This window comes from Kluyvera genomosp. 2 (assembly GCF_036759865.1).
GTDB classification, from domain to species: domain Bacteria; phylum Pseudomonadota; class Gammaproteobacteria; order Enterobacterales; family Enterobacteriaceae; genus Kluyvera; species Kluyvera ascorbata_B.
Window position 1 is genome coordinate 132,049 of record NZ_JAPKIA010000015.1, and the last position, 14,234, is coordinate 146,282.

Annotated in this window: 14 protein-coding genes and 1 pseudogene; 11 read left to right on the plus strand and 4 right to left on the minus strand. The window is 51.5% G+C overall.

Translation table 11 applies throughout. The annotated features are described in order from the left end of the window. The first annotated feature begins 3 nt into the window (after positions 1 to 3). The 9 genes from V6942_RS16990 to V6942_RS17030 are packed head-to-tail and all read left to right on the plus strand — an operon-like array spanning position 4 to position 6,849. Entirely contained in the window at positions 4 to 438 is a 435-nt protein-coding gene (locus tag V6942_RS16990; RefSeq protein WP_106924292.1) for a nuclear transport factor 2 family protein, read from the plus strand. Then, positions 435 to 1,154 carry an SDR family NAD(P)-dependent oxidoreductase gene (locus V6942_RS16995; RefSeq protein WP_106924293.1) on the plus strand — a complete coding sequence of 240 codons (720 nt, stop codon included), beginning with the start codon at positions 435 to 437 and terminating at the stop codon, positions 1,152 to 1,154. Before V6942_RS16990 ends, V6942_RS16995 begins: the two co-directional genes overlap by 4 nt. Beyond that, positions 1,151 to 2,407 (plus strand): NAD(P)/FAD-dependent oxidoreductase, encoded by a 1,257-nt coding sequence (locus V6942_RS17000; protein ID WP_333501532.1) that lies wholly within the window; start codon positions 1,151 to 1,153, stop codon positions 2,405 to 2,407. Before V6942_RS16995 ends, V6942_RS17000 begins: the two co-directional genes overlap by 4 nt. After that, positions 2,407 to 3,129 carry a DUF1365 domain-containing protein gene (locus tag V6942_RS17005; RefSeq protein WP_106924295.1) on the plus strand — a complete coding sequence of 241 codons (723 nt, stop codon included), beginning with the start codon at positions 2,407 to 2,409 and terminating at the stop codon, positions 3,127 to 3,129. The genes V6942_RS17000 and V6942_RS17005 overlap by 1 nt, the downstream gene beginning before the upstream one ends. Continuing rightward, a complete protein-coding gene (locus V6942_RS17010; protein WP_106924296.1) occupies positions 3,126 to 4,346 on the plus strand; it encodes an SAM-dependent methyltransferase in 1,221 nt (406 codons plus the stop codon). Before V6942_RS17005 ends, V6942_RS17010 begins: the two co-directional genes overlap by 4 nt. Then, positions 4,343 to 4,828 (plus strand): DUF2878 domain-containing protein, encoded by a 486-nt coding sequence (locus V6942_RS17015; protein WP_106924297.1) that lies wholly within the window; start codon positions 4,343 to 4,345, stop codon positions 4,826 to 4,828. The genes V6942_RS17010 and V6942_RS17015 overlap by 4 nt, the downstream gene beginning before the upstream one ends. After that, positions 4,825 to 5,349, plus strand: a complete 525-nt coding sequence (locus tag V6942_RS17020) for a hypothetical protein (protein ID WP_333501533.1) — start codon at positions 4,825 to 4,827, stop codon at positions 5,347 to 5,349. The genes V6942_RS17015 and V6942_RS17020 overlap by 4 nt, the downstream gene beginning before the upstream one ends. Beyond that, the gene (locus V6942_RS17025; RefSeq protein ID WP_106924299.1) at positions 5,346 to 5,876 is read left to right on the plus strand and encodes a DUF3833 domain-containing protein; all 531 of its coding nucleotides are present in this window, start codon (positions 5,346 to 5,348) and stop codon (positions 5,874 to 5,876) included. Before V6942_RS17020 ends, V6942_RS17025 begins: the two co-directional genes overlap by 4 nt. A gap of 13 nt (positions 5,877 to 5,889) precedes the next feature. Continuing rightward, entirely contained in the window at positions 5,890 to 6,849 is a 960-nt protein-coding gene (locus V6942_RS17030) for a DUF523 and DUF1722 domain-containing protein (RefSeq protein ID WP_333501534.1), read from the plus strand. Positions 6,850 to 6,934: 85 nt separating this feature from the next. Here the strand turns inward: V6942_RS17030 and V6942_RS17035 are convergent, their stop codons facing one another. Next, positions 6,935 to 7,684 carry a pirin family protein gene (locus tag V6942_RS17035; RefSeq protein WP_333501535.1) on the minus strand — a complete coding sequence of 250 codons (750 nt, stop codon included), beginning with the start codon at positions 7,682 to 7,684 and terminating at the stop codon, positions 6,935 to 6,937. A gap of 52 nt (positions 7,685 to 7,736) precedes the next feature. Here V6942_RS17035 and V6942_RS17040 point away from each other — a divergent pair, with 52 nt between their 5' ends. Further along, positions 7,737 to 8,699: a LysR family transcriptional regulator gene (locus V6942_RS17040; RefSeq protein WP_227674183.1), complete on the plus strand. Its 963-nt coding sequence runs from the start codon at positions 7,737 to 7,739 to the stop codon at positions 8,697 to 8,699. 163 nt (positions 8,700 to 8,862) lie between these two features. Then, positions 8,863 to 9,808: pseudogene (locus V6942_RS17045) on the plus strand (ATP-grasp fold amidoligase family protein). Here V6942_RS17045 and V6942_RS17050 read toward each other — a convergent pair. From V6942_RS17050 to V6942_RS17065, 3 genes are all read right to left on the minus strand, one after another. Further along, positions 9,770 to 10,852 carry an ATP-binding protein gene (locus V6942_RS17050; RefSeq protein ID WP_333501536.1) on the minus strand — a complete coding sequence of 361 codons (1,083 nt, stop codon included), beginning with the start codon at positions 10,850 to 10,852 and terminating at the stop codon, positions 9,770 to 9,772. The pseudogene V6942_RS17045 and the gene V6942_RS17050 overlap by 39 nt on opposite strands. Further along, a complete protein-coding gene (locus V6942_RS17055) occupies positions 10,849 to 11,553 on the minus strand; it encodes a response regulator (protein ID WP_182967420.1) in 705 nt (234 codons plus the stop codon). The genes V6942_RS17050 and V6942_RS17055 overlap by 4 nt, the downstream gene beginning before the upstream one ends. Before the next feature lie 1,307 nt (positions 11,554 to 12,860). Then, positions 12,861 to 14,126 (minus strand): RelA/SpoT domain-containing protein, encoded by a 1,266-nt coding sequence (locus V6942_RS17065; RefSeq protein WP_333501537.1) that lies wholly within the window; start codon positions 14,124 to 14,126, stop codon positions 12,861 to 12,863. Between the last annotated feature and the right edge of the window lie 108 nt (positions 14,127 to 14,234).

A 14,234-nucleotide genomic window follows, 5' to 3' on the forward strand; every position in this document is an offset into this window, starting at 1 on the left:
TTCATGAGCACAATACCATCCGTCATTGACCGGTTTGTTGACTACTACGCCCGTCTGGACACCCAGCCGCCTTCGGCGCTAAGCGCGCTGTACGACGCGAATGCCACGCTTGTCGATCCGTTTGGCGAGCATAAGGGGATGCTCGCCATCCACCGCTACTTCACCCATCTGCTGGCTAACGTTGAATCCTGTCGCTTTTCCATTGATGCCCCGTTGCATCACGGCCTGCGCTTTGCAGTGTCGTGGACCATGCACTGGTCGCACCCGCGTATCGCCGGCGGTGAGACGCTCATACTGCCGGGGTGCTCGATTGTTGATATTCACGGGGAAAAGGTGCTTCGCCAGCGTGACTACTATGACGCCGGTGAAATGCTTTATGAACATCTGCCGCTGTTAGGCTGGGCGGTTCGTGGCGTGAAAAGGAGGGTGCGAGCATGATGACTGTCCTCATCACCGGTGCCAGCTCCGGTATTGGTGCCGGGCTCGCCAAATCCTGGGCCGATGACGGTTATTACGTTATCGCCTGCGGCCGCGACGCGGGGCGGCTGGACATGCTGCGTCAGTACAGCGCCAATATCAGCGTACGTGCGTTTGACATGACAGACAGGGACGCCTGTCGCCAGGCGCTCGCGGAGTGCTACCCCGATATGGCGATCCTGTGTGCCGGGACCTGCGAATATCTCGACCACGGTCAGGTCGACGCCGAACGGGTTGAACGGGTCATGACCACCAACTTTCAGGGGCCGGTAAACTGCCTTGACGTGCTACAGCCGCAGCTGATTTCCGGCAGCCGCGTGGTGCTGGTGAGTTCGATGGCGCACTGGCTGCCGTTCCCGCGCGCGGAGGCGTATGGCGCATCCAAAGCGGCCCTGACGTGGTTTGCCAACAGCCTGCGTTTGGATTGGGCGCCAAAAGGTATTGCCGTCACGCTGGTCTCTCCGGGGTTTGTGGACACCCCCTTAACCCGCAAAAATGATTTCCCGATGCCGGGGCAGGTCAGCGTTGAACAGGCGGTCAAAGCCATTCGCCGCGGCCTGACTAAAGGCAAAAATCACATTGTCTTCCCGGCGGGGTTTGGCGCAGCCCTGCGCGTGCTGGCTGCCATGCCTTCTTGTTTACAGCGCAGCCTGTTGCGCAGGATGGTGCGCTCATGAAGATCGCGATTATCGGCAGCGGCATTGCCGGGCTGACCTGCGCCTGGCGTCTGGCCGGGCATCATCAGGTGACGTTGTTTGAGTCGGCGGCGACCGTCGGTGGGCATACCGCCACGGTAGATGTCACCACGCCGCAGGGGCAATACGCCATTGATACCGGCTTTATCGTTTACAACGACCGAACCTACCCACGGTTTATGGGGCTGCTGAGCGAGCTGGGTATCCAGGGGCAAAAAACGCCGATGAGTTTCTCGGTGCATAACCCGCACAGCGGCATGGAGTACAACGGCCATACGCTCACTTCGCTGTTTGCCCAGCGTCGTAACCTGGTGAACCCGGTATTCTGGGGGCTGCTAAAAGAAATAGTCCGCTTTAATCGCCTGGCGAAGCAGGCATTGCACAACGTTGATGCACAGGCCACGCTGCAAACGTTTCTCGATCGGCATGGCTTCAGCGCCTTTTTTGCTCGCCATTATATTCTGCCGATGGGCGCGGCGATCTGGTCGTCATCCTTACAGGAAATGCGCCGTTTTCCGCTGCCGCTGTTCTTACGTTTCTTTGAGCACCATGGCCTGCTGGATATCACCCACCGCCCGCAGTGGTACGTGGTCCCCGGCGGCTCGCGGGAGTATATCCGCGCGATGCTGGCTCAGCTTGGCGAGCGTCTGACGCTGCGCCTGAATACGCCGGTACAGCGCGTGATGCGCGACGAAAACCGCGTGACGGTTTACGCCGCCGACGCGGCGCAGGATTTTGACCAGGCGATCTTCGCCTGTCATTCCGGGCAGGCGTTGGCGATGCTGGGCGATGCCACCCCCGCCGAGCATGACGTGCTGGGCGCTATTGGCTGGCAGCGCAACGAGGTGGTGCTGCACAGCGACCGTCGCTGGCTACCGGTACGCGAACGCGCTTGGGCAAGCTGGAACTATCGCCTGAGTGGGCAAGAGCAGGCCAGCGCCTGCGTAACCTATAACATGAATATTTTGCAGGGGCTGCCTGAAGGCAGTCCGCTGTTCTGCGTTACGCTCAACCCGGATGCCCCGATTGACGCGCGCTACGTCTGGCAGCGCTTCGTGTATGAACACCCGTTGTTTAACCCGCAGAGCTGGCAGGCGCAGGCCCGACGTGATGAGATAAACGGCCAGCATCGCAGCTGGTTCTGCGGCGCCTACTGGTACAACGGGTTCCATGAAGATGGGGTACGCAGCGCGCTGGATGTGGTGCACGGCATCGCCGCGCAGGAGGGCACCTGATGAACAGCTGCCTGTATCAGGGCGTGTTACGCCATCGCCGGCTTCAGCCGACGGCGCACCAGTTTAGCTATCAGGTGTTTATGGCCTGGCTCGACCTGGATGAGCTGACGCGGATTGCCGATGCCGGCGTGCGCCGCAATCGCTTCGCCGCTGCGGCTTTCTATGATGTCGATTACCCGCTGGGCACGCCGCTCAAAGCGGCGGCGCTGGATAGGCTCGCCTGCCTGACCGGCGAGCGCCCCGATGGCCGGGTGATGCTGCTGACCCAACTGCGCTATTTCGGCTTTCATTTTAACCCGGTCAACTTCTACTACTGCTACGACCGTGCCGGGACTCTGCGCTGGGTGCTGGCGGAGGTACGCAACACCCCGTGGAATGAGCGTCACTACTATGCCGTTAATGCCGTAACGCCGCAGCCGTTGGCAAAAACCTTCCACGTGTCGCCGTTTAACCCGATGGATATGGTGTACCACTGGCGATTCAACCCGCCGGGCAGCACGCTGCATATGCATATTGAAAATCATCAGGCCGCGAAGATCTTTGATGCCACGCTGATGCTCAAACGCGAACCGCTGACGCCACCCAATCTGCGCACGCTGCAGTGGCGCATCCCGTTGATGACGCTGAAAACCGTACTCGCTATTTACTGGCAGGCGCTGAAGCTTTGGCTAAAGCGTGTGCCGCTTCACGCCCATCCCGCCAGCAGGAGTAAACGATCATGACCGAACCCGTCTTTGCGCTTGAACCCGACATTCCGCGCAACGTGCGAGCTGCGCGATGGCTGCTGTTTCGCCTGTTGAGCGGCCTCAGCGGCGGCTCGCTGACGGTGCGGGAAGGGGCGCAGACCTTTCATTTTGGCGAGGCGGCTGCGGCATTACGCGCCGAGGTGGAGATCCTCTCGCCGAAGGTTTACTGGCGTGCGTTGACCGGCGGTAGCCTGGCCGTGGCTGAAAGCTGGATGGACGGCGAGTGGGAAACCCATAACCTCACCGTATTGCTCGAGCTCTTTGCCGCCAATAGCCAGCTGCTTGAGCGGCTGGAGCGTGGTTTTCGTCTGCTGGGGCGGCCCGTTGAACGCCTGCGCCACTGGACCCGGCGCAACCATCGCCAGCAGGCGCGGGACAATATTGCCGCGCATTACGACCTAGGCAATACCTTTTACGCGCATTTCCTTGATGAGGATTTACTCTATTCCAGCGCGCTGTTTAGCGCCGACGATCAGGATTTGAGCGTCGCGCAGCAGGCTAAAATGGCGCGGCTGTGTGAACAGCTGGCGCTAACGCCGGGCGATCATTTGCTGGAGATTGGCACCGGTTGGGGGGCGCTGGCGGAGTACGCCGCGCGTCACTACGGCTGCCGCGTCACCACCACCACGCTGTCGCAAGAACAGTTTGCGTGGGCCCGCACGCGTATTCACCGCGCGGGGCTACAGGGGCAGGTTGAGGTTCTGCTGTGTGATTACCGTGATCTCACCGGTCAGTACGACAAACTGGTGTCGGTAGAGATGATTGAAGCGGTGGGGCAACGCTACCTGCCTGCCTTCTTTCGCACCTGCCAGGCGCGTTTACGCCCCGGCGGCAAAATGGTGATTCAGGCCATCACTATTCAGGATCAGCGCTATCGCGACTACAGCAAAAGCGTTGACTTTATTCAGCGCTATATCTTCCCCGGCGGATTTTTACCCAGCATTACGGCAATGAGCGAACTGATGACGCGCCACACCGATTTCGTGGTACGCAACCTGTTTGATATGGGACCCGATTACGCCCGGACGCTGGCCCACTGGCGGCAGCGGTTTATCCACGCCTGGCAGGAGATTGAAAAACTGGGGTTTGACGAGCGCTTCCGCCGGATGTGGCTTTACTACTTTGGCTACTGTGAGGCCGGATTTAAGGCCCGCACCATCAGCGTGGTGCAGCTAACGGCAGAGCGGGTATGAAACGTCATTTTTCGCTCTTTTTGCTGGCCATTGGCTTCGACCTTTACTGGCTGCTGGTGGTGATGTTTCGCGAGCGCGGCCAGCTATTATGGCTGGCGCTGGCCATCCTGGCCTGCATTCTGCTGCCGTCGGCCTACCGTTTGTATGCCCTGCTGCTGGCCGTGGCGGGCGGCGGGTTAGATGTATTGTGGGGGCTGTCGGGGCTGATTCACTTTCAGGGTGCCGCGCCGTTGCCGCTGTGGCTGATGGCGCTGTGGCTGATGTTCGCTGCCGTCTGGACGCGTTTGACCTATTCCACCACCCTGCCGGGATGGGTGCTGGCGCTGATAGCAACCTGCGGTGGCCCGGTCGCCTACCTGGCGGGCGCGCAGCTGGGTGCGATGACCTTTGTACAGCCTGTGCCGGTTGTTATGGGCGCAATGGCGGCCGGGTGGCTGGCGCTCATGCTGGCGTTTCACATCCTGATGGGGAAACGGCAATGAAATCTGTCGTGCTGTTACTGCTGTGGCTACTCGTTGCAACGCCTGCCGTTGCCGCTGACTGGTTAAGCTGGCGCAAAGCAGGGGAGGCGACGCTGACGTGGGGACCGTTTACGGTCTACACCTCCCAGTTGCTCACGCCCGACGGGCACTACCGCGGGCAATGGCAAAATCAGGCGCTGATTATCACGTATCAACGCAATATCGACCGGGAGGCGCTTGTCGACGCCACGCGTGAGCAGTGGCAGGCGCAGGGGATTCTTACACGCGAAGCGCAGAGCGGGGCCTGGCTACGCATGCTTGCGGATTTATGGCCGGACGTCACGCCAGGGGCGCAGTTGGCCTTTGTATTGACCGCAAAGCAGGGGCAGTTCTGGTATCGCGCATCCGCGAGCGCGCCGCGCTTTATACCGCTCGGGAAACCGCAGTCGGCTGATTTTAGCGAAAATTTCCTCGCCATCTGGCTGGGACCCCGCACGCAATATCCCGAGCTGCGTCAGCAGCTCACCGGAGGTAAAAAATGAAACGTTTATTGACCCTATGCCTGCCGCTGATGATGCAACTCACCGGCTGTAGCAGCGACGTTGCCGATTACCGCCAGCAGCAGCCGGTGCTGGATATTTTTCATTACTTCCAGGGGGAAACGGAGGCCTGGGGGATGGTGCAGGATCGCAGCGGTAAGCAGCTTCGCCGCTTCCACGTTGAAATCAACGGCGATGTGGTTGGCGAGACCCTGACCCTCAACGAACGGTTTGTGTATGACGATGGCGAAAAGCAGCAGCGGGTGTGGCATATCCGTCGTCTTAGCGCTGACCGCTATGAGGGCACTGCGGGTGATATTGACGGCGTGGCAACGGGTAAATCGGCAGGCAATGCCTTCAACTGGCATTACAGCATGAATGTGAAAGCCAGCGGCAGAACCTGGCTATTGCATTTTGACGACTGGATGTACCTCCAGGACGGCAAACATTTATTCAATAAAACTGAGATGAAGAAATTTGGCCTCACCGTGGGGACGGTGACGCTGTTCTTCTCCCGTAAAGCGCAGTAGCGAGGAGGCGCCCATGAACACGCAACCTGTTATAGGCATCAGCGGCTGCTTAACCGGCGCGGCCGTCCGCTTCGACGGCGGGCATAAACGGACGGACTTTGTGATGGACAAGCTGGCGCACTGGGTGGCCTTCCGGCCCATTTGCCCGGAGATGGCCATCGGCCTGCCGGTCCCGCGACCGGCGCTGCGGCTGGTACAAACGACGGCAGGCGATATCCGTATGCGCTTCAGCCACGCGTCTGATGATGATGTCAGCGAAAAAATGCACGCTTTTTGCGACGAGTACCTGTCCGGGCTGGGCGAACTGTCGGGATTTATCGTCTGCGCCAAATCCCCCAGCTGCGGTATGGAGCGGGTGCGGTTGTATGACGAAAAGGGAAACCGGGGACGTAAAGAAGGCGTTGGTCTGTTTACCGCCGCGCTGCTGGCGAAATATCCCTGGCTGCCGGTGGAAGAAGACGGACGACTGCACGATCCGCTGCTGCGCGAAAATTTCGTCGAACGGGTGTTTGCGCTGCATGAACTCAATACGCTGCGTAAAAACGGCCTGACCCGCCGGGCTCTGCTGGATTTTCATAGCCGCTATAAACTGCAGCTGCTGGCGCATCATCAGGCGGGCTATCGCGAAATTGGCCCGTTTGTCGCGACGCTGCACCAGTGGGAGGATCTGGAGGCCTTCTTTGTGACCTATCGTGACAAGCTGATGGCGATCCTTAAGAAGCCTGCTTCGCGTAAAAACCACACCAATGTCTTGATGCATATTCAGGGATATTTTCGCCATCAGCTAACGATGCGTCAGCGGGGAGAGCTGCGCGAGGTTATTCTGAACTATCGGGCGGGGCTGCTGCCGATTCTCGCCCCGATGACCCTGCTGAAGCACTATCTTGCGGAATACCCGGACGGCTACCTGCTGACGCAGAATTACTTCGACCCCTATCCGCAGGATCTGGCGCTACGGCTGACGGTAAATTAAGGGCCATTCCCTACCGCTGGCCGCGGGCAGAAAAAAACGCGCCGCCTTAAAAAGGTGGCGCGTTTCGGCTATGGCGTTGAACGGCCTATTGTTCGTCAGCCCATTCGCCCATTTCAATAATAATAAAGTTCGCGTGTTTGTCTTTCGCCTTGAAGGTCAGGGTCATTGGCCCGACGACTTCCAGTGAATCACGTTCATCCAGGGTCACAATACCGCCGACATTGACGCTGTCTTCAATGCTGTTGATGTAGGCCTGGCGACCGGCTTTAAGCTCATAGGTGACTTCTGCATCGCTCTCGGTCAGTTCGCTGACAAACATATTCACATCCTGATTCAGATGCAGCGGGGCATCGTCTTCATTTTGCAGGCTGCCGACGATATGCAGCAGCTTGTTCTCGCGATCCTGATCGGTGAATTTATGATTTTCATAACGCACTTCCAGACCTTGTTTGGGCGGCAGAATCCAGATTTGCAGGAAGCGACACCAGTCATCATGGTTGTTCAGCTCCGAGTGCCACACGCCGTTGCCTGCGGTGACCGTCTGCACATGCCCACGGCTTAGCACGTCTTCGACCTGCGTTGCGCTGTCCCAGTGGGTCAGGTTGCCTTTCACCAGATAGCTGACGATTTCCATATCCTTATGCGGATGGCGATCGAAGCCGCTGTGTGGTTTAACATCATCATCGTTGACCACCCGCAGCACGCCGTAATGCATGTTTTCAGGGTCGTAATAGTTCGCGAATGAAAAATGAAAATAGGTGTTCGCTGGATGATATTCACTGGCTGGCAGATAATGCAGCAGTTCCGCGCCTTTTTTACGATAATGACTAGCCATAACAGATGATCCTCAATGTTGTTCTGATGCACGTATCATAGGCAGGGGATGGATGCAGATAAATCAGGGCTCAGGTAAGACACCATTACGCAAAATGAAAGAATACGACCTCATCTCACTTCGCAGCTTTGTCGCCGTGGTTGAAAGCGGCAGCTTTAATAATGCTGCCATCCAGCTTGATACCAGCAGCGCGGCCATCAGCCGCCGGGTTTCCGCTCTGGAAGCGGCGTTAAGCGTGAAGCTTATCAATCGCACCACTCGCCAGCTTGATTTAACGCCCAGCGGGCAACAATTCTATCAGGACGTTTTAGGGATTTTAGGCGCGCTCGAGCAGGCAGAAGAGCGGCTTAACTGTGCACAGGAAACCTACAGCGGCATTATTCGGCTCGGTGCGCCGGTAAGTTTCGGCACCCAGAAGCTCGCCCCGCTGCTGCCGGCATTTCTGAAAACATACCCGCAGATTACGGTGACATTACAGCTCGAAGACCGCGTCAGCGATCTGCTTAATGAAGGTATCGATCTGTCTTTACGCATCGGTGAATTACAGGATTCGTCGTTGGTCAGTTTGCCCATCGCCATGATGCCGCGCCTGTATTGCGCTTCGCCAGAGTACCTGAAAACCCACGGCAGGCCGGCGTCACCGGCGGAATTAAAGCACCACCAGTGTTTGCATTATTCCTTGCTCTCCACCCGCAACGAGTGGGCGCTGTCCAGCGGCGAACAAGAGCTGGATGCCCGGGTGCCTTTGGCCGCGAATAATGGCGATGTGCTGCGCGAAGCCGCCATTCAGGGCATGGGGATTGCGATGTTACCGTGGTATATCGTCGAAGACGCGCTGCGCGGCGGCGCGCTCGTCCCGGTGCTTGAACGCTACGCGCCGCCGCCGCTGCCGCTGTCAATCGTGCGGCCTTCGCGTCAGTTTACCCCCGTGCGGGTGACCGTGTTGATGCAGTATTTGCGCGACGCGTTGGCGGGGGCTGGAGCTGGAGAGAGTGGGGGCCGGGCGGAGGGGTGAAACCTTGAATGGGCTTACCGCGATCGGCGATTAGGATAAATTAAGACACGAGACCATCAATATGGAGATGACGACAGATTCGCCTCTCCATATACGCTCCATCATTTGTGCAATATAAATCAATAATCCTCTGTAAGAATAACGATTCTGAGCTGGAGGATTGATGAATAAAATAAATTATCACATTAAGTATATTGAGTATTTTTTCAGGAAGTGCAGGGGGTATTTATCTACAGACGTTTCTTTTCATACATCCAGACTTAATAAAATATCAGGCGGTGACGCCGATCTCTATAACCCATTAACACTTAATGAGAAGATTTGTCATCGAATGGTATTCGAACACAACCCATTCTATACCATGCTTGCGGACAAGTTTGCCGTCAGGGAATACGTAGAAAGATGCACGAACTTAGTTAATGTCATCCCATTAATTGGTGTTTACCCGCGCGTAGAAGATATAAATTTTGATAAACTCCCTGCTAAATTTGTCTTAAAATGCAATCATGATAGCGGCAGTGTGATTATATGTAAGGATAAGGCAAGCTTTGACTTCGATAGAGCAAGGAATAGGTTGAAGCTAGCGCTTAAAAAGAATATGTACTACACAACCAGAGAGTGGCAATATAAAAATATTACCCCCGTCATTCTCTGCGAGAGATACCTTGATTTATTCACTAATCAGGACAGGAATGTCACCCCGGAAATGTTAAGAATACACTGTTTTCATGGTGTGGCCTGCTTTATTGAAGCTGATTTTACTGATGATAATGGCTGCGGGTTCATCAATGTCTATGACCGTTCGTGGAATTTGCAACCTTTTCAGATGGAATATCCCAACACGCCGATCCCGATTAAGGAGCCACCTTCATTGAACAAATCAGTTATTGCTGCTCAGGCGTTAGCAAACGAAATAGAGTATTGCCGCGTCGATCTTATGCTAAAAGGAAGAGATGTCTATTTTAGTGAAATAACATTAAGTCCTAAAAGAGGCAAACTGAAAATCACACCAGCAATATGGGATGCTAAACTCGGGAGTCTGTGGGATTTGTCTCTGGCTAACAACAGGCTCAATTGAGCCTGTTTACCCCTTGAACAGGCCACGATAGCTTGAACGTTGAGCCGTTTTCTGGTGTTAAGCTGTAGGTTACGTTTCCGCCATGGGCACGCATAATTGCTTGTACTACCGAGAGTCCTAAACCCCATCCCTCTGGATGACTGTTTTTGGCGTATTCTCCTCGTTGAAAAGGCTGGAATAAGGATCTCTGGAACGCTTCAGGGATCCCTGGCCCTTCATCCTGTACGATTATAAAATGATCGTTCCCGATGATCCCATTCTTGATTAAAAGCGTTTGCGGAACGGAATATTTTAAGGCGTTGTCAAAGAGTACGGTCAGACACTGGATAATACGTAGAGGATCGCAGAGACTGTGCTGGGACTGTAGTTCGGTTATGATTTTGAATTTTTTCGCTGCAAAGTCCGGCAAAAAGGTATCCAGTGCATTCGAGATTGTCGCCTCAAGATCAACGTCACTGAGTATCAGCGTGTATTTAGCCCCTCCGGAAGAACTGACAACACGAAGATCCTCGATCAAATTGGTCAGGCCTTCGGTTTGTTTTAGAAGGTTTTTGAACAGAGCGGGTTCCGGTTCGAATACCCCCTCAACTAATCCCTGAAGCCTTCCACGTAAAATCGTTACAGGGGTCCGAAGTTCATGGGCGATTGCGGCATTCCATAAATTGCGCTGGGTATCCAGCGTCTGTAATTTTTCCGCCATCTCATTAAAATCGTTGACCAGTTGATTCATCTCACCGAGCTGGGAATGGCTACTCGCGGCTCTTGCGCTAAGGTTTCCTTGCGAGATTTGTTTCAGGCTATATGCTACGGCATTTAAGGGTTTTAATATTCTGGCAGACAGTTTTACGGTAAAAAAAAGTGAAACGGCCAGACTGATGATTGAAGCGATTAGAATCCACATCCAATCAAGTAAGGTCATGTTATCGTCATTCGCTGCGCTTGTCCCCCCCGGTAGGTAGTCAATCAAAAAGCTATAGAATAAGGAGGTACCAAGTATAACGATGGCAATAATAACGAATGTCAGCAACAGCATATGTGTCAGTATCTGGCGACTTAGAATTGATTCTTTCTTCATTTATTATCACCCAGGCGATAGCCTAACCCTCTGATGCTTTCAGGAACGCCTTTAAGTCCGGCATGCTCAAGTTTCTTGCGCAGTTTACTCATATGGCTGTCGACGGTGCGATCCAGCGAATCCCCTTCGGGCAAACATGCATCGAGTAGTTCTTCGCGCGAACACACTTTCCTCGGATTTCTGGCTAAATAGGTTAGAAGCTTAAATTCAGTTGTCGTCAATACGGGGGCGGAAACCTGACCTTGTACGGTGATTTCAACGTAAAATTCGTCAGGAAAAATGGTCACGAAAGGCGTTCTTACAGGCCTTGAAGGCGTAACCTCGGCGTTCGATTGGGTCCTGCGAAGTACGGCTTCAACTCTGGCAACAACTTCGGATGGATTAAAGGGTTTTATCACATAGTCGTCAGCCCCAAGTCGCAGGCCCATCAGTTTATCAACGTCTTGATCCAGCGCGGTCACCATAATGACGGGAATATTGGTTTCCTTTCTCAACGTGGTTAAAACATTCCAGCCATCATATATGGGCAGGTGAATATCCAATAACAGGAGGTCGGGTTTGTGGAGACGGGTAAGATTGACAGCCTTCTCGCCATCTTCAGCTCTTAAGGTTTGCATGCCTGCCTTGTGCAAATAGCCTATCAGTATGGCGGCGATATCATCATCGTCTTCAGCGACGATAATCAGATTGTTTTTGTTCATGTTGACTTCCACAGTACCGATGAATTGAGTGCATTTTACCTTGAAAAAACGTTTACCGTCATTTTAAAGATGGCTTAATCAATAATCTCTATCAATTTTTAAGATGAGTACACTCTGACCGGATTATTTTAAAATGGTTCAGGGCGATATTTTTATTATTCGTGTAGGTTAATTATCCGCTTCTCCATATTGGCTACACATTTCTGAAATGAACAGTCAACATTGTGTAGCTATGATGAGTAACCAAGACAGGGAAGATGAGTATTGTAACCACCATTTATCAAAGCAAGAGAACGTTTAATGGTGAAGCAAATATATCGTCATGCAGGGGGAATGGTTGTGATTGACGTGCGCCGTGAGAATTTTATGGCATTATTTTTATTTGTTTTTATTTCATGGGGTATATTATATTGTTGGCTTTATCTTACTCACTCTATTGGTGAAAAGGTATCGACAACCATACTCTCCTCACCATTCATTCCTGTTTTGACCATGGCAGCGGTTTTCGCTTTTATGACTCAAAGAAGGGCGGGGTGCTAAAGTATTTTATCGGCATTACATTGGGGATGGTGTTGGTATTTATGCAGAGTGTTTTTGTTTTTAATCTTTGTTTAAATATTATGCCGGGGTTTAATGATTTTATTTTTTATTATGAGTGCTTTGCGCTGTTCTTTTTTTGTGCAACGCCTATGCATTTAGTGATCAGGATGATTTGAGTTTCTGATTTTTGATGACGTGAATGCAGGATGAAGCAATAAAGCAGATTCGGAGATGTGTATTCCTACATGGAAAGAAGACATTTGCAACTTTCCCGCTCTATTCCAATCCGGAAGATGTAGCAAGAACCACTATCAAACATTTACTAATAAACCGCATGGTTTGGTTATTGATTTAATCAAACAGGTGCAAGACATTATATGCCTGGGCTGCGGACTATAACCATGCTTCGCTGAAGTTATGCGGACGCTTGCATATGCGATGTGACGGATGCTTTAAAGCGTTTGTCGGAGGGTAAGAGTGGGTATGTGCATCCTGGCGTCTCTGAGCGAGGCGTTGGTTCAGTTGAGGGGGCGGCAAAATGTTCGCTCTTACTTGGTGGGATCAATCGCCGACTGTGCTGACGGCTTTGTGCCAGAAGCGGAAGTTTAGCAGTTCTGGAAAAGTACTAATGTTGTCAGTCAGTTTTTATTGAGCAAAATATTGTAAGAAACCGCCGGGCTTGGCGGTTTCTTATTGACTATAGAAAACAATCAGTTATGCTCTGTATTTTATAAACGCCCCCCTACTTTGTCACAGGAGGATATTCATTAAATGTATTGTTCAATTATTTTTTTCTTTTGTATGTTCAATGAATAAACGCCATTTTTATAAATTACTAAATCCTTTTCAATTAAATCTTGCATGGATGAATCAACCGAAAGCACTCCTTTACAAAAATGATTTTTGATTGTATCAAGTGTTACCGTTTTCTTGCCCCAGAAATGCCGTCTATGAAGAGTAGCTAATATTTGCACAGCACCTATATCAATGTCTATTTTTCTTGAAAAACCAACTATCGATGAGTCTAAATTTTCTAAAACATGCTCGTAAGACTCTATCCCGAAGTAGTGGCTATGCGTTTTGCTAACAGTTTCAACATTTGTTGAGCCAATCAAAACAACCTCGAATCCATCCTCTGCAGGAAAACTATTTTCATAATCAACATATTTTTTAACAGCTTCTTCTGGATCTAGCGATACTTTATCCCAACTAGTGAAATTTCCTTGATTCCAATCAAAGACTAATATCCAATTGTTTAATTCTTTTGAGTTACCCTCAACCTCTTTAAGTGCTTTTATAACATCAAGGTTTACAAAACTATCAAATACTTTAAACTTCTCTGATTCTTTAATGATGCTCTCACACGCTAGTCGAAGTTTCTCAATCATAATTTTATGGTTGCTATCGGGTTGTCTGCCTGATTCTATCTCATAAAAAGCATTTGACAACTCTTTAAAATATGCAATTACTTCTGGTGCTCCTTCTTTTTCTTTTAAATGATAGCCATATATAACAGATGTTCGCTCAATTCCCTCGGCCCAATAATGTTGGATTCTACTTCTTATTTGTAACTCCAAGAAGTAAGAATTTTTCTTTATTATTATATGAACGGCCCGATAGCCAGTATCATCTCGTCCTTTTTCTCTATAGTCTGTGATTTTCTCAATGCTATAATCTTCCGTACCGGACGTTCGTTCTTTTATAAATTGGATCAGACTGTCTACGTCAGAATTTCGGTGGACGATTATTCTAAACCCTCCTATATCTTGCAGTTGTGAAAGACGAACACTAAATCTTCTTAATTTTCTAAGTATTTGCGGTTTGCGCTTTAATCGCTGAGCTATATAATAGTCACCATTATAATCATTAAGAATATTTTGAAGCTCAACTGTGGTTTCAGACAGCGGTTGGAGATGATTTTTTCTGTACTCGTCAAAAGCATCCTCGAACTCTATGAATTTAATTATATCGTCAGCCTGTCCTTTTGATAAGGCAATGCCCGCTTTATCAATTTTCGTTTTTGATAAACTCATTTAAAGCATCCTATTCATCAGTATGTTCAACTACTTTAAAGCATTTTTTGATTGAAAGAAATTTATTGAATGATAATTCTGCTTAAGAGTTTTGGCAAACATCAACTA

What these genes read in the sequence shown, in the direction of transcription:
- V6942_RS17035 (WP_333501535.1), bottom strand. Translation starts at nt 7,684, where the DNA reads ATGGCTAGTCATTATCGTAAAAAAGGCGCGGAACTGCTGCATTATCTG.
- V6942_RS16995 (WP_106924293.1), top strand. Translation starts at nt 435, where the DNA reads ATGATGACTGTCCTCATCACCGGTGCCAGCTCCGGTATTGGTGCCGGG.
- V6942_RS17020 (WP_333501533.1), top strand. Translation starts at nt 4,825, where the DNA reads ATGAAATCTGTCGTGCTGTTACTGCTGTGGCTACTCGTTGCAACGCCT.
- V6942_RS17050 (WP_333501536.1), bottom strand. Translation starts at nt 10,852, where the DNA reads ATGAAGAAAGAATCAATTCTAAGTCGCCAGATACTGACACATATGCTG.
- V6942_RS16990 (WP_106924292.1), top strand. Translation starts at nt 4, where the DNA reads ATGAGCACAATACCATCCGTCATTGACCGGTTTGTTGACTACTACGCC.
- V6942_RS17015 (WP_106924297.1), top strand. Translation starts at nt 4,343, where the DNA reads ATGAAACGTCATTTTTCGCTCTTTTTGCTGGCCATTGGCTTCGACCTT.
- V6942_RS17005 (WP_106924295.1), top strand. Translation starts at nt 2,407, where the DNA reads ATGAACAGCTGCCTGTATCAGGGCGTGTTACGCCATCGCCGGCTTCAG.
- V6942_RS17025 (WP_106924299.1), top strand. Translation starts at nt 5,346, where the DNA reads ATGAAACGTTTATTGACCCTATGCCTGCCGCTGATGATGCAACTCACC.
- V6942_RS17010 (WP_106924296.1), top strand. Translation starts at nt 3,126, where the DNA reads ATGACCGAACCCGTCTTTGCGCTTGAACCCGACATTCCGCGCAACGTG.
- V6942_RS17055 (WP_182967420.1), bottom strand. Translation starts at nt 11,553, where the DNA reads ATGAACAAAAACAATCTGATTATCGTCGCTGAAGACGATGATGATATC.
- V6942_RS17000 (WP_333501532.1), top strand. Translation starts at nt 1,151, where the DNA reads ATGAAGATCGCGATTATCGGCAGCGGCATTGCCGGGCTGACCTGCGCC.
- V6942_RS17030 (WP_333501534.1), top strand. Translation starts at nt 5,890, where the DNA reads ATGAACACGCAACCTGTTATAGGCATCAGCGGCTGCTTAACCGGCGCG.
- V6942_RS17040 (WP_227674183.1), top strand. Translation starts at nt 7,737, where the DNA reads ATGCAGATAAATCAGGGCTCAGGTAAGACACCATTACGCAAAATGAAA.
- V6942_RS17065 (WP_333501537.1), bottom strand. Translation starts at nt 14,126, where the DNA reads ATGAGTTTATCAAAAACGAAAATTGATAAAGCGGGCATTGCCTTATCA.